The organism is Sphingomonas yabuuchiae (assembly GCF_001477495.1).
Taxonomy (GTDB): Bacteria; Pseudomonadota; Alphaproteobacteria; order Sphingomonadales; family Sphingomonadaceae; genus Sphingomonas; species Sphingomonas yabuuchiae_A.
On the sequence record NZ_LDTF01000028.1, the window covers coordinates 37,231 to 51,676 of the forward strand.

10 protein-coding genes are annotated in these 14,446 nt (G+C 66.1%); 5 read left to right on the forward strand and 5 right to left on the reverse strand.

All coding sequences use genetic code 11. The annotated features are described in order from the left end of the window. Positions 1-285: 285 nt before the first annotated feature. On the reverse strand, positions 286-2,943 hold the full coding sequence (locus tag NS355_RS06950) for an acyltransferase family protein (protein WP_084787639.1): 2,658 nt from the start codon (positions 2,941-2,943) through the stop codon (positions 286-288). A gap of 285 nt (positions 2,944-3,228) precedes the next feature. On the opposite strand from NS355_RS06950, the gene NS355_RS06955 reads away from it, so the two are divergent. From NS355_RS06955 to NS355_RS06975, 5 genes are all read left to right on the forward strand, one after another. Then, on the forward strand, positions 3,229-3,804 hold the full coding sequence (locus NS355_RS06955; RefSeq protein WP_058745045.1) for a polysaccharide biosynthesis/export family protein: 576 nt from the start codon (positions 3,229-3,231) through the stop codon (positions 3,802-3,804). A 37-nt stretch (positions 3,805-3,841) separates the two neighbouring features. Continuing rightward, complete coding sequence (locus NS355_RS06960; RefSeq protein WP_058745046.1) at positions 3,842-4,300, forward strand: hypothetical protein; 459 nt, start codon at positions 3,842-3,844, stop codon at positions 4,298-4,300. A 120-nt stretch (positions 4,301-4,420) separates the two neighbouring features. Next, the gene (locus tag NS355_RS06965; RefSeq protein WP_058745047.1) at positions 4,421-5,728 is read left to right on the forward strand and encodes an outer membrane beta-barrel protein; all 1,308 of its coding nucleotides are present in this window, start codon (positions 4,421-4,423) and stop codon (positions 5,726-5,728) included. A gap of 72 nt (positions 5,729-5,800) precedes the next feature. Beyond that, positions 5,801-7,912 (forward strand): GumC family protein, encoded by a 2,112-nt coding sequence (locus NS355_RS06970; protein ID WP_084787643.1) that lies wholly within the window; start codon positions 5,801-5,803, stop codon positions 7,910-7,912. A 49-nt stretch (positions 7,913-7,961) separates the two neighbouring features. Continuing rightward, positions 7,962-8,636, forward strand: coding sequence for a hypothetical protein (locus tag NS355_RS06975; RefSeq protein ID WP_058745049.1), 675 nt, complete (start codon positions 7,962-7,964; stop codon positions 8,634-8,636). On the opposite strand, the gene NS355_RS06980 is transcribed toward NS355_RS06975, so the two are convergent. The 4 genes from NS355_RS06980 to NS355_RS06995 all read right to left on the reverse strand — a co-directional run bounded on the left by NS355_RS06980 (position 8,574) and on the right by NS355_RS06995 (position 14,417). Beyond that, complete coding sequence (locus NS355_RS06980) at positions 8,574-9,926, reverse strand: O-antigen ligase family protein (protein WP_153008095.1); 1,353 nt, start codon at positions 9,924-9,926, stop codon at positions 8,574-8,576. The genes NS355_RS06975 and NS355_RS06980 overlap by 63 nt on opposite strands. Then, the gene (locus NS355_RS06985) at positions 9,892-12,195 is read right to left on the reverse strand and encodes a WD40/YVTN/BNR-like repeat-containing protein (protein ID WP_058745051.1); all 2,304 of its coding nucleotides are present in this window, start codon (positions 12,193-12,195) and stop codon (positions 9,892-9,894) included. Before NS355_RS06985 ends, NS355_RS06980 begins: the two co-directional genes overlap by 35 nt. A gap of 147 nt (positions 12,196-12,342) precedes the next feature. Continuing rightward, positions 12,343-13,968, reverse strand: a complete 1,626-nt coding sequence (locus NS355_RS06990; RefSeq protein WP_058745052.1) for a hypothetical protein — start codon at positions 13,966-13,968, stop codon at positions 12,343-12,345. Next, complete coding sequence (locus NS355_RS06995; RefSeq protein WP_058745053.1) at positions 13,968-14,417, reverse strand: hypothetical protein; 450 nt, start codon at positions 14,415-14,417, stop codon at positions 13,968-13,970. The genes NS355_RS06990 and NS355_RS06995 overlap by 1 nt, the downstream gene beginning before the upstream one ends. Positions 14,418-14,446: the final 29 nt, after the last annotated feature.

A 14,446-nucleotide genomic window follows, 5' to 3' on the forward strand; every position in this document is an offset into this window, starting at 1 on the left:
CTTACGGAATCAGGAATGCGGGTCACGAGGTTCGAGAAGGGCCATGCCGAATTCATGATCCAATTACCATGGTCGATGGCGGACCGATGACTTGAAGCGATGCGATGATCCAGCCAAATCAGCAATATAAGCTGTGCCGTTAGGGTTCATGGACCGACCGTAAATCGCGATTGCATGCTCACCCTTTCCGTGCTGCTCCGACAAGATTAGTCCGTAAGTATGAACAGGTCGTTCAACGGTCTGCCCGATAAACTGCCTCTTTTGGAGTGTTGCGGCCAGCGAAAATCACCGTCCGATGACGGGCAGGCTGATGAGCGGCATTTTCTGAACGACCTTGTGGAGCAATATCGGCAGCAGGACGGCCCCGATCATGCAGAGGACGAAAGTCGCGCCCAGGCCGATGTCGAGCCGCTGCAGGATTGCACGGACTGCCCCGTTGGCGAGCGGATGCCACAGATAGATGGTCATCGAATAGGGCTTGAGCGCGGCCAGCAGCGGAACTTTGGGAACGTAATAGAGCAGGGGGGGCACCACGGCGAACCCGGCGATCAAGGTCAGGAAGGGCTCGAAAGACGGTACGGGTGCCGTCCCTGTCCGCCAATAGAGTTCGAGACCGAGCATGGCGAGGCTGATGACGGCGCCTGCGCGGACCGTCAGCGGATTGTACAGGAGTTCGGGCAGCCGTTTCAGATACATGCCGAGCAGAAAATAGGGCAGCAGGTAAAGGACGTTGGGGATGACCAGCCATTCGGCGGTCCGGGCTGGCAGGACCAGTCCGACGCCCAGCACAGCCATCGCGGCCGCCAGGGTCAGCGGCATGGGGCCGCGTCGCTCTGCCAAAGCTATGACGACGAACACTACGAACAGCGCATTCAGATACCAGAGGTGCAGACTGCCGACCAGTAGGGCCAGCAGCAGGCTGGGCTGGTCGATATGCATCTTGGCGCGGATGGCCCACATGACCGCCCCTACGAAAAATGCGGGGATCAGCAAGCCGCGTGACTTGCGTCGGATAAAGGTGGGCCGCGGCAGGTCGAGATAAGGCTTCAGCGCATAGAGATAGCCCGCCATGGCCGTGAACAGCGGCATTCTGATGAACCGGATCGAATCGACGACGCCGTGCCAGGGCGAATCCATCGGAAGCTTCATGCCGGTGTCGGAATTGAGGCCGACGACATGGAAGGCGACGACCAACAGGCAGGCGATGCCGCGCAACGTGTCGAGATTGCTGAGTATCAGCGGCGGCGAGGCGAGTGCCGGTACGGCGGCATCCTCGGCGCGGCGGGCCAGCGCGGCGATACTGGTCGCCTCCCATCCGTCGGGAAGCTGGCCCAATCGTTCCTCCAGGGCCTTTGCCATGGTCGCATGGAGGAAGGAATGGCCGCCAAGCGACCGGAAACTGGCCGAATCGTTCTGGGCGGCGTCGCCGAACATATAGACGAAAATGTCCCGGATCGGCGTATGTCGGTCCGGATGCGGCATGGGGGCGGGCGGACGCCGCTCCTGAAAGTCGAGTCGCAGGCGCTGATGATCGACCTCGCCCGTGGCCAGGCGCGGCGCGTTGGACAGGCAAAGGATGGCGATACGGGCGGGCGGAAGACCCAGTTCTTCTGAAAGCAGCGAAACGATGCTCGCCCCTTCCGCGTCTGGACCGACCAGTATGAAGATCTGATCGTCATTGCCGGTCACCACGGCGGATATGCCGGCGCGGGCCAGCCTGTCCTCGACCCCGGCCAGATCGATCATCCGGCCGACAATCCTGACCGTCCGTCCAAGGTGACCGACCAACCGATATGAGCCCGAAGGCAGCCGCCGTGCCAGATCGCCGGTCGGCAGCACGGGTTCCTGCGGCGGAAGCGCCAGGTCCTCCCGGCGGGTGGCATGGCCCATCAGAACGCCGGGGCCGTGATAGAGGAGTTCGCCAACCAGGTCGGTGCCCTGGACGCTTTGGCCCGCATCGTCGCGCAACGTAAGGTGCCCGCCTGGCAACGGGCATCCGATCGTTTCCAGATCGGTGTCCGGGTGGTGAAGCGGCAGGCACGCCATCGGGCCGCTGGCCTCGTTCCGGCCATATAGCACCGGAAAGCGCCAGCCCCGGCTTCGCGCCAGCGTCGCGTAACGGGCGGCTCGTTCGGGCGGCAGATGCCCGTCCGCGTGGATCAGCCGACGCAGGCTGGCAGGGGCCTGCGCGGCGAGATCGACCTCGACGAGCCGGTCGAAGGACTCCGCATCGCCTGCCACGCCGGTCACGCCCAGTTTTCGAGCCGAGGCCCATAAGGCCGGGTCCGTCGGGTCGCGCGGATCGAGCACCAATGTGGCTCCGGCGAGCAGATGGCTGCCGAGCATCGCCAGCCCATGTGCTCGGTCGAGCGGCAGCAAGGACAGCGTGCGGTCGTCCGGGGCGATGTCGCAGCCAACCCGCATCGCCTCGGCGCCGGCGGTCAGATTGTGGCGGGAGAGTCTAATGGCTTGAACTTCGCTACCCCGGCCGCCGATCGGTAGCAGAACAGCCAACATAGGGTGCATCGCGGGTCGGCCGTCGACCGGCTCGGCTCGCACCAGCCGGGCGATCGCATCGCCGCTATCGCCCGCCTTCGCAACCCAGTTCGGCGAGAATTGCCGGGTCAACCGCTCCAGGCTCAGGGAATCGTCTGGCGGGCAAAGGATTATGCCATGGCGACCCGTCCAAGCCGCAAGGCACAGGATCACGGTCGATACTGTTGGTGTGGCCTCCACCAAGAGAAGATGCCGATCTGGTCCGATATGGTCCAGAAGCGTCGTCAGATGTCGGGACAGCGCCGCAAAGCTGGTGGAATGGGCGTCCGGCCCCTGGATGATGGCGGTCGCGTCACCGCGCGTCCGCCACTGCTCGACAAGGGCTTCGACGGAAACATCCGGAGCATGATCATGCCCCTTCTCCGAAGGGCGCGGTTCATGGTGCATCGCATATATTCCAGACGTGGCCGGCCGCAATTCGGCATGGTGCCGGTCTGTTTATCAATTGGCGCGCCTCGGCTGGTCGAGACACATGAGTTAATAAAATCAGCTTGGCGCGGAACTTTTCCGGCGGGAAAGTCTTTCGGCGTCGGGCTAACATGGGGTGACCCTATACGTCATTCATCAGGTCGCCCGGGGGGATTGTGCATTGTGTCATTATGGGGCGATGCGCGCGACCGTCGGCTTGCGGTTCGGCGGCAGCATATCTAGGCAAAAACAGCCAAATAAGGGATGTCGGTTTTGCGTTTCATCACCTCTCTGTTGCTGCTTTTGCTAGCGGCCTGTTCCACGGCTGGCGGTCACGCGATCAGCACCGGGGAGCGGTATGTCGCGCCTGGTGGCAAGGTCGACAACTATACACTCGGTGTCGGCGACAAGGTGCGCCTGATCGTCTACAACGAGGCGTCGCTGTCGGGTGAGTTCGAAGTCAATTCGGCCGGTGCGCTGGCGCTTCCCCTGATCGGCGATGTCGCGGCGCAGGGCAAGGATATCGACAGTCTCAGTAAGTCCATTCACGACAAGCTCGCCAATGGCTATCTGCGTGATCCGCGGGTGAGCGTCGAGGTGCTGACCTATCGTCCGTTTTTCATCCTGGGTGAAGTGCAGACGCCAGGCCAATATCCTTATGTCGTCGGGCTGACCGCTCTGAATGCGGTGGCATCCGCCAAGGGGTTCACGCCGCGGGCGGACAAGAAGGCGATCTTCATTCGCCGGTCCGGCTCCAGCGAGGAAGAGCTTTATCGCCTGACGCCCGACCTGCGCATCTGGCCTGGCGACACGCTGCGTGTGGGCGAGCGGTTGTTCTGATGCGGGGCGCGTCAATCCATAACAGTGGGGATGTCTAATGCGGATCGTCAATCAATGGCGGGCAGGCGCGGCAATGGCTTTCGCCGTCATTCCGGCCGCGAGCGCCATGGCGTTGCAGGAAGCGCCGCAGGCGGTCGTGACGCCTGCCAAGGCCGATGAGGCGGCGACGAAGGAAGACGCGGAGTCCATCGCACGGAGGGTCTGCGAGCGGATCAAGACGATCGCACCCGATAGCGATGCCACGCGGTTCGAGGCGGAGATTGTCTTTGCCCTCAGCCAGACCGACGTCGACCTGAAGGTCAAGCAGGACGCGCTGAGCACCGCGGGGTCGTTGTGCCCGATGGGAGCGGCGATGACCCTGGCGCTCAACAATGCGTCGTCGAGCATCGGCACGGGCGGTACGGCGGGTCTGGCGGATGCATTTTTTCCGGGCAGCACGGGCTTTTCGTCGCCATCGGTCGATGTCGGCGGCGGGTCGGTCAACTACGCGCTGTAAGAGCCCGACGATAAAGGCGTCGATCCGTTCGGGGTCGGTGTGAACGATAATGGCGGGAGTGGACCAGGGACACTGACCGTAAAAAAGCGGGGCATCATGGTGGTTAAGAGCGGACGTCCCATGTGGCGGTTTTTGATGGGTGCCACGGTGCTTGGCGGCATTTGGGCTCCGGCGGCGCAGGCGCAGGTCTCGACCGTGGTGCGTCCGGTGGTGGCCGCCGACTATAATCAGGACCGCAACGTGTCCGTCGAGGAACGCGCGCGCCCGGACTATGACGCGTTGGGAATTCGCAGCGGCGGGATGCTGATCCTCCCGCGGCTCGATCTGGGCACGGTCGTCGCCGACAACGTCTATGCATCGCCGACCGATCGCACCGGCGACGTGTATTTCGTCGCCGCCCCGTCGGTGTCCGCTCGGTCGGACTGGTCGCGTCACGCGCTCCAGCTGTCGGCGGGCGGCGCGTTTCGCCGTTACGCCAATCAGCCCGTCCTCAATCGCGAGGAATGGAATCTGCGCGCGCTCGGCCGCCTCGATATCCTGGATTCGATGAGCCTGACGGGCGAGGGCCAGGCCGCGCTGATCCGCGAAGAGCCGTTCTCCAGTCAGCTTTCGGCCCCGTTGGCGGCGCTGTCCACCTATCGGCGCGATTTCCTGTCGACCAAGTTCGAGCGGCAGGTCGGGCGCACGCGCCTGATCGCCACCGCCGACTATACCGATCTGCGTTTCCGTCCGCTGGAATTCCGCAACGGCGTGATCCAGAGTCAGGCCGATCGCAATCGCCAGATCGTGAACGTGCAGGGGCAGGGCGAATATGCCCTGTCGCCCGGTTTCGTCGTGTTCGGTCAGGGCACCTATACCGACATCAACTATGACCGGACGCTGCTGAACGGCAATCCCAACCGGGATTCGGGCGGCTGGCGTGCGCAGGCGGGCTTCAATGCCGATATCTCGGCGTTTTTCCGTGGCACCCTCGCGGTCGGCTATGCCCAACGGAACTACAAATCGCCCATCTATGCCAATGTCGGCGGTTTGTCGGCGCAGGGCGAGCTTACCTATTTCCTGAGCCGCAACACCGACATCACGCTCGAATTGCACCGGCAGTTGGACGATGCCGTCATTGTGGGCAACGGCGCCTTTTTTGACTCCGCGGTCGCGCTGCGGGTCAATCACGAGTTGTTCTCGAACGTCCTGCTCGAAGGCAATGTCGCCTATCAGAACCAGGATTATGCCAACTCCAACCTGTCGTACGACATCGTTCGGGTCGGCGGTCATGCCGATTATCTGATTAATAACCGATTCCGGGTACGGTTCTCGACGGATTACGGCTATCGGACCTCGCCATTGTCGACGACGGTCGGTCAGGGCCTGATCGGGTCGGCCAAGATCGAACAGTTCAATGCAGGCCTCTCGCTGATCATACAGCGTTAAGCCCGCCAATATAATGGTATCCCCGTGCTGAACAGACGCCCTCAGGAAGCAAATGACGGCGAAGCCGTCGCAATGTCCGCTGGCCATCGCCGTCGCCTGGGCGATGTGGCGGCCGACCTTGGCTCCGCGTTGCGGCGTCGAATCTGGCTGTTGCTGGGGATCGCGATCCCGCTCTTCGTGGTGGCGGTCATCGTCATTTCGATGCTGCAGCCGCGCTACGACGCGACCACGCGCATCCGGATCGACCCGAGCCGCAACCCGATGGCGCAGGACCAGGCGCAGAGCATGGTCAATTCCGAGGCGATTGAGACCGAAATCGGGGTCATGACGTCGCTGGAACTGGCGCGCACCGTGGTGAAGACGCTGCATCTCGACCAGGACCCCACGTTCACGCGCGGCCTGCCCCCCGCCGGCCAGATGAGCGAGACCGAGCGTCTCAACATCGTGGCGCGGCGTGTGATGCAGAATCTGGCGGTGGGCCGTGACAAGCTCAGCTACCTGATCGCGATGTCCTATCGTGCGCGGGACCCGAACAAGGCTGCCGATATCGCGAACGCCTTTGCCGACGATTACATCAAGCTGCGGGTCGGATCGCAGGTCGGGACCTCGGAGCGTCAGGCGGACTTCTTCCGCGATCGCCTGTCCGATCTGGGTCGCGAAGTCCGCGCGGCCGAGAGCGCGCTGGCAAGCTATCGTGCGCGCAACGGCATTTCGAGCAACACCACCGAGGGTACGGTGGTCGACGAGCAGATCGGATCGCTGTCGTCGCAGCTCGCGACCGCCGAGGCGACCGCCGCTGCCGCCCGTTCCAAGGCGTCGATCGCCGCCGCCCAGGTGGCGCGCGGCGGGCTGGACGCCGTGTCGGAAGTCCGCAATTCGAACGTCATCTCCGATCTGCGCCGCCAGCGCGCCGAGATCATCCGCAACATGGGTGAGGTGCAGGCGCGCTACGGCGACAAGCATCCCGAATCGATCCGCGTCCGCGACCAGCTGAAGGCCGTCGATGCGCAGATCACCGACGAGGCGGCGCGGGTCGTCAACTCGCTGAAGGCCGATGCCAACGCCGCCGATGCGCAGGTCGCCTCGCTGCGGTCGAGCATGCGCGGCCTGGAAGGCGATCGCGCGAAGAACACCCGTGCCTCCGCCGAGGCGCTGGGTCTGGAACGCGAAGCCGCCAGCAAGCGGGCCGCCTATGACCGCATGTCGCAGCTGTCGCTGGACAGCACGCAGAGCGCGCGCGGTTCGATCGCGCAGGCCGAGATCGTCGATCGCGCGCGTCCGCCGAGCGCCCCGACCTCGCCCAATCGCAAGCTGCTGATCGTCCTGGCGGCGGTCGTCGCGATCGCGACCGGGCTGGGCGTGGTGCTGGTCCTGGAGATGTTCCAGGGCGGCTTCCGCACCATCGCGGAGGTCGAGGACGAACTGAACCTGCCGGTGCTCGGCTCGATCCCGATCGAGGGCAGCCGTCGCCGGATCGGCAAGAGCGGCCGGTCGCCTGCCGATGGCGTGCTGGGCAATCGCGCCACCATGTATAGCGAGGCGATCCGAAACGTCCGGGCATCGATCGTGGGCCATGGCCAGAGCGTGTCGCCGACCGTCGTCGCCTTCACCTCGGCGCTGCCGGACGAGGGCAAGACGACGCTGGCGTTGTCCTTTGCGCGCATGGCGGCGATCAACTCGATGCGCACGCTGCTGATCGACTGCGACCTGCGCAATGCTGGACTTCGCAAGATCACCTCGTCCTCGATTCCCGAAAACGACGTGATCCAGGTGCTCGAAGGCACGTGCCCGCTGTCGCAGGCGGTGGCGCCGGATCAGGTACCGGGGCTGGACCTGCTGGGGGTCAGCCAGCCGCTGTTCACCTCGCAGGACCTGTTCGCGCATGGTGCGATGGAGCGGCTGCTGGCCGAGGCCAAGAAGTCCTACGACCAGATCATCCTCGATCTGCCGCCCGTCCTCGGCGTCGCCGATGCGCGGACGATCGCGACGATCGCCGACACGACCCCGCTGGTCGTGCGCTGGGGCAAGACGCCGCCCAAGGCCGTCAAGCTGGCGCTGACCGCGCTGGAAGGGGACGGCGCGGTGGTGCCCGGCATCGTCCTGTCGATGGTCGATCCGATGTCGGACGCGGTGGGCGGCTTCTATTACTCCAGCCGCTATGCCAAATATTACCAGTCGAACTGACGATCCTCGCCGCCGCCCGTCTCCCCGACGGCGGCGGCGATCCTGGGGTGTGGCGGGGCCGATCGGGATCGGCCTGGCGTTTGTCATGGGGCTGGCATTGTTCGATGTCGCCCGCCAGTCGGCGATCGTCGTCAGCCGGGCCAGGCTTGCGAACGACACCGCGCCGAACCCCGACCAACCATGGGGCATTACGGCCCAGACCCTGCCGATCATCGGCTCTCCTGAACAGCAGATCCTTGACGCGCTCTGGACGGCGCGACAGGCCGCCGCTCTGAAGCCTAGCGCGCATCGCGCGGCCCTGGTCGCCAGCGCGGTGGGCGAGGCATTGGAGGCTCGTCCAGCGCGTCCCGAATGGGGCGAGGCCGACCTCGTGCTCGCCTATGCGGCCAGCCTGGGGGACAGCGCGGCCGATCAACGCCTCGCGCGACAGGCGCTGGTGGCCAGCTATGGCAGCGCACCCCTGCTTCACGATGCGGGCCTGTGGCGGATCGGTTACGGCGTGAAGGTCTGGCCGATGCTGGGCCGATCGACTCAGGACGCGATCATGAACGAAGGCGTGTGGATGCTGGGCGTCGACCAGAGTCGCTGGGCGCGGGTCTTCGACACGTTTCGCGCCAGCCCGGCCTATGTCCCGTTCATGCTCCGCTGGCGCACCATATTGTCAGGCGCGCCCGAGAATCCGCCGGGCCTGTCCGAAGCTCAGGCCGACCAGCGTCAGGAATAGGGCGGCCGTCGCCGGAACCTCCAGCACGATATCGACCATCGCGCCCAGCAGGATGATCGCCGCCGACGCGAGCAGCCCCGTCACATCGGTCCGCAACCGCCCGTAGAGCAGCGCCAGGCCGATCGCCCGCAGCACGAAGGCGGCCGCGACGATATGGGCGAGCAGGAAGACGATGCCGCCCTCCAGCAGGAAATGCAGGACGATGTTGTGCGGCGAATTGACCATCCAGAGTTGCTGCGCGACGTCGATCGTGCCCGGGTAGCGCAGATTGACCATCGGGAAGCTGCCCAGGCCATAACCGCGCCACAGGGCGGCCGAGGCGATGTCGGCATAATGGGTCCAGAGCAGCCAGCGCCCCGACGCCCCCTCCTGCATCGCGTCGAAACGGCTGCTGACCATCGCGGCGAGCGGGGTGGCAAGAAGGGTTAGCAGCATCATGGCGACGACGACCGCCATGATGCCGCCGCTGCGCTGCCGTCCCCGGGCGCGGGCGACGCGCAGGGCGATGAGCAAGGCCGACATGGCGGCGACGGTCACGATCGTCGTGCGTGATCCCGTCGCGACGATCGCGCCCAAGGCCAGCGGCAGCATCGCGGCGCAGAACCAGAAGCGGACCTTGTCGCTGCGGCGGCGAATCCCGTTGCGGCGGGGCGTGCGCAGGTCGAGCAAACGGCAAAAGGCGAGGAGCGCCACGACCGCATAGACATTGGCCGCCACATTGGCGTTGTTCAGCGTACCCATGAAGCGCGGGCCATGCGCCCGTTCCCAGAAGACGAAGAATCGCGTCTCGTCGTCCAGGCGCAACAACAGGCCCGCGATCAGGCCCAGGGCGAGAAACACGATCAGCCATTCATTGTCGCGCTCGAGCGAGCGACGCCGATAACCGATCAGTGCGGCTAGGGTGAAGACGAGGGTGTTGCCGATCAGGCCGATCAGCTGGTTCAGGATCAGGTCGGGGGCCAATGCACGGCCCAGGCCCGTGGCGGTACTGGTCCACCATCCCCAGAGCGCGGCCAGCGTCATGGCGGAGAATACGGGCAGGAGCGCGCGGCCCATGTCGCGGGGGATCGGATCGCGGGCGATCTGCCAGAACAGCAGCATCGCCGCCGCCAGGCAGATCAGGCCCTTGCCAAGGCCATTGTCCAGCCCGCCGAACAAGAGCCCGACCCCCAGCAGGGCGGGCCAGATGGGTGCCGGGATGGCGGTCCGCGCGGCGCGGAAGGTGCGATGGACGCGCGGGCTTTCGATCGGCGTCCTATCGGACGGCGACGCATTCGCTGACGGTGTCACGACCAATCGGCACCGGTCGGCAGGGCGTCGGTTCGCCGTAAAGCCACCCCGATCCGGCATAGGCGACATAGACGCGGCCGAAATGGTCCGGGTCCGCGCCGATCGCCACCAGATCGGTCAGACGGCCGAGCGGCCGCTCCCCGATCATCTGCCAGGTAGCGCCGTCGTCGATCGAGCGCCACAGGCCCGTTCGCCCCGAAATCTTTCCTGCGATATAGATGGTGGGGGTGGCATGGCCCGCCGCCGCCTTGCCGAAGGCGATATCGGTGGCCTGCTCCACCGGATCGAGCGTCTGCCACGTCATCCCCCCATCGCGGCTGTGCCGCAGCCCGTTATTCCCCGGCCCGCGTTGTCCGTTGGTGAAGAACCAGCGGTCCCGCACCCCCGGCATCGCGCGCAGCTTGGCACTATAGCCATTGGCGGGCGCTATATCACCCGCCATGATCCGCGTCCAATGACGCCCGCCATCATCGGTACGCCACAAACCCTTCAGCGCCGCATTCGCTCCCAGGCCGCTATGGAACAGCAGGAAACGCCCCGGCACCACCGGATCGGCGGCCAGGGTCCGCCGGACATAGGGATAGCGTTCATAAGATCCGGTAAAAGGCAGCACTTCGCCGGGCAGGACGACCCGCTGCCAGCTTTTGCCATTGTCGAGCGTGTAGAAGGGCGAGCGGCCGAAGGCGGGTTCCCATATTACATTGTCCGGGTCGCCCGACGACACCGCGATGGTGCCATAGGACATGGCTTTGGGATCATCCGGCTTGGTGCCGGGCGGAACCGGCAGGGTCGGGAAGCGGTGCCAGGACGCGCCGCCATCGCGACTATAGCCCGCCAGGACCGTTTCGCCGTCCTCGAAGCAGCATTCGCGCGTGTCGGTGGCGTTGGTCACCAAGGCTTCGGGATGGCCCGCGCTCCAGGCCAGGTCCTGCGCGGCGATCAGCACGCGGGGGCGCGGCCCCCAGGTCGTCGAGAAACGATCCAGATCGGCGCGCGCATGGATGCCGAAGTCCCAGGCCGTGAACAGAGGAATGCCGCCGGGGGGATGGGCGACGCCGGTCGCCACCAGCTCCTCGATGCCGCGCGCCTGGCTCGACCAGGTCAGCCACAATTTGCCGGGCGGCGGATCGGCGCGGAAGGGGCCGACGCCCGCCGAGGCCCAGAGCCGCCCCGGGACGACGGGATCCGGGATCACGTCGGCGACGATCAGCTTGTTGTTGAACGAAAGCGCGCTCAGCCAGGACGGCTCGCTCGCCGGAGCGCCGCCTATGCGGGTCGGCACCGGCCACCAGCTGGCGCCATTGTCCCCCGACCGGAAGACCGATCCATAGGGCGAAAAGGCGTAGAGCCCGTCGTCGCGGGGATCGGCTACGACGGCGGCAACCTCGCGCTCCTGGCCGTTGCTGACGACGGGGTAGCGAGTCCAGCGGCCGCCATCGGCCTGCCAGACGGCATGGCCTTCCTGGTCGGCACCGCGGAAAACGCCGTGTCGGTCGAACCCGCCCCGGCGCAGCAATTGCGGGGAGGGGCCGTCCTTGGTGAGGGGGGCGAAGGTCCGCGCGGCCGGATCGGTCGACACGACCATGCCGATCCCCTGCGCCATGATCCAGGCGCGCGATCCGTCCGGCGTGAACCAGATGAGATCGGGCCGCCCCTTGGTCTTTGCGGCGGTTTCGGGCGGCGCGGCGGGAATATCGGCGAGCCGTGCCCAGCTCACGCCGCCATCCTCGCTGCGCCACACCCCGTCGTTTTGGGTCGACAGCAGCACCAGGTCGGGATTGCGCGGCGATACGGCGAGGAACGGTCCAGTTATGCGATAGGGGCCGTTGGCGTCGAGGTCGAGCGGCACCCCCTGCGGCCAGGCGCGGACGAAATGCTGCCCACGATCGTCGGAGCGGAAGACGGCCTTCTGCATGGCCATATAGAGGCGCTCGGGGCGCGAGGGCGCCACGGCGATCTCATAGACGCCGCCCCATACCCAGTCGCTGTCACGCTCGGGCGCGGGCAAGGTCGCGGCCGTGGCCAGCTGCATCCACTGATCGCGATCGGCATTCCACAGATAGGCCCCGGCGACATCGGTGCGCGCGACATGGGTCTTGCCGCGCGGATCGATCGCCTGGCCGGTGATGAAGCCGCCCCCGCCGATCGCCACCGGCCGCCAGCCATAGCGTTCATTGGCGACGGGGCCGGTCGTGCCCGCCCGGGTCGGTCGCAGATCGGGCGAGGCAGGCGCCACCGACGCCAGCATCGCCCAACAGGCGGCGAGCATGATCCAAACGCCGCGCGCGGACCTGCGTCCGGGGGCCACTTTGCCGGGGGAAGTCCTTAGCGTCACGCTGCAACGCAATATCATGGTCGGCCGCCCGTTGCACGGCCGATACGCGGCGAAGCGCCCGGCTTCGCCGCGAACCGTGGCTCAATAGGGTTTGATCGTGCCGGTCTGGGCCTGTCCGGCATAGGGAGACGCGGTCACTTGGGGCATGCCGTCCGGCGCGGTGACGTTGCGATAATAGATGGTCCCGCCCGAACCGCCGCCCTGCTGGTTGTTATAGGCCCCCAGGATATAGGTCATCGGTCCGATGACGGTCAGGCCGTCGACCCAGATTTTCGTCGTCTGCGGCCCCGTCTCGTTATAATAGCCCGCCGCGACCGCGACCGCCGCCGCTTTCGCGCCGTCCTTGGGAGGCGTGAGCAGTCCGCTCGCCTCCTGGGTCGCGCGGGTCGACGGGCCGACCGTCATTCCCAGGCGCCAGGACCGGGCATCGCCGATGTCGTGGACCGTCCGATTGGTGTTGAATCGATAGACGGTGTTGACGCTGACGCCGACCGAATGGCGATGCTGGGTCGAGGCGTTGGCGGAGCCGTCCTCGACCGTCTGGCCATAGCCGCCCCACTCGGCGATGCTATCCAGCTCGTACCAGGTGAAATAGCCGTTCTCGCTCGCCTCGGTCCCGGTGCCGAACGCATCGATGCCATAGTCCGAGATGACGCTGCGTTCCCAGACGACCGACCCCGCCGTGGTGAACAGGCTCGCGCCGTTGGTCACATAGCCTTGATAGGTATCGACCAGCGAGATCGCCCAGGTCGAGCGGTTCGGCCATCCGTTGAGCTGGAAATATCCGCCCCATTGATCGACCTGCCGCATGTAGAGTGAGAAATTCAGGTCGGGCGTGATCGCCAGATACAGCTGCCGCCCCGTCGCGCTGATATGCACATCGCCATCGGGCGCACGACCGTCGGACAGCCGCACCCAGAGCTTCTTGGCCGTGGTGTCGAGGAAAAAGGCGCCCTTGCCGAACCGATCGGCCGCCGCATTGATCTCGGCGATCGGATTGGCCGTGTTGGCGATCCCGTCGGTCGGAACCGGCAGCAGGCCCAGCGGCCTGCCGAACCGATTGGAATATTTCTCATCCCACATCGCCCGGTCGAGCGGCTGGTTGGTGTAGCTGGCGACGAAGACGCGGGGGTCCGCGGTCGCGGTGAAGCCGGGCAGGGCGGCCTCGTGCGAGGACACGACCTGTGCCGCCCGCGAGAATCGGCCGTCGCTGGCGGGCAGCGGCTGACCGGCCTTGTCGCAGGGTTCGATGACCAGGTTCCGTGCCCCGAGCCATGCCCCGAAATCGTCGGGGATACCGGCACCGTCGACGCTGGTCGCCCGGTAGATGGCCGCCTGCGCGAGGATCCGGACGACCTGGGTCACGGGCTGCGCGCCCGCCCGCACCATGGCCTGGCGCAGGCTGCGGCAGCGCGTCGCCCAGCTGAGGCAATTGGCGCTGTTGTCGCCGCCCGGCCCGACATAGATGGTGACGGTCGGCGTCGGGCGCCGGGTCGTCACGTCGAAGCTGTGGCGATAGGTCCCATCCGGTCGCCGCGTGACGGTGAAGGGCGGCACATGGCCAAAGCCGTCCGGTGGCGGCACGACCTGCGTTCCCACCGGCTGGCCCCCGCCCGAGCCCGTTCGGACCAGATAGCGCGAGGCGGCACCGGCCGGACTGGCGATCCACGAGGCCAGCGCGGCCACGAGAAGGATGACGCCCCGCATCAGGGCACCCGCGACAGGTTGGCGGCGCAGCCGCTGGTCCCCGACAGATCGACGCGGACGATCGCGTTGGACCCCAGCGCCACCCCGACCGGCGCAGGGTCGGCGGCGGTGCGCGTCACGATCGTCTGGAAGCTGGCGCCATCGGCGGCCAGCACCTGAAGCGCGATCGTGCCATAGGCGGTGCAGCTTTGTCCGAACAGGTAATCGCCGCCATAGACGGTCTGCGCCGCCATCGCCGTGTTCCCGCTTGCCAGCAGGGCAAGGTCCTGGCGCGGCGCGACGGGCAGGGGATGCGCTTCGTCCACCGCCGTCCAGCCATTGCCGGGCGCGCCATATCCGATGGCGACGCCGGGGCTGTAACCACCGGGCAAGCGAACCTCCTGCGCGGCGGCGGGCGCGCATCCCATCATGGCGATCGAGAGCCATAAGGCGCGAACCGATAACTTCATGCGACATCTCCCGTTGAAGGAGTGTTCCC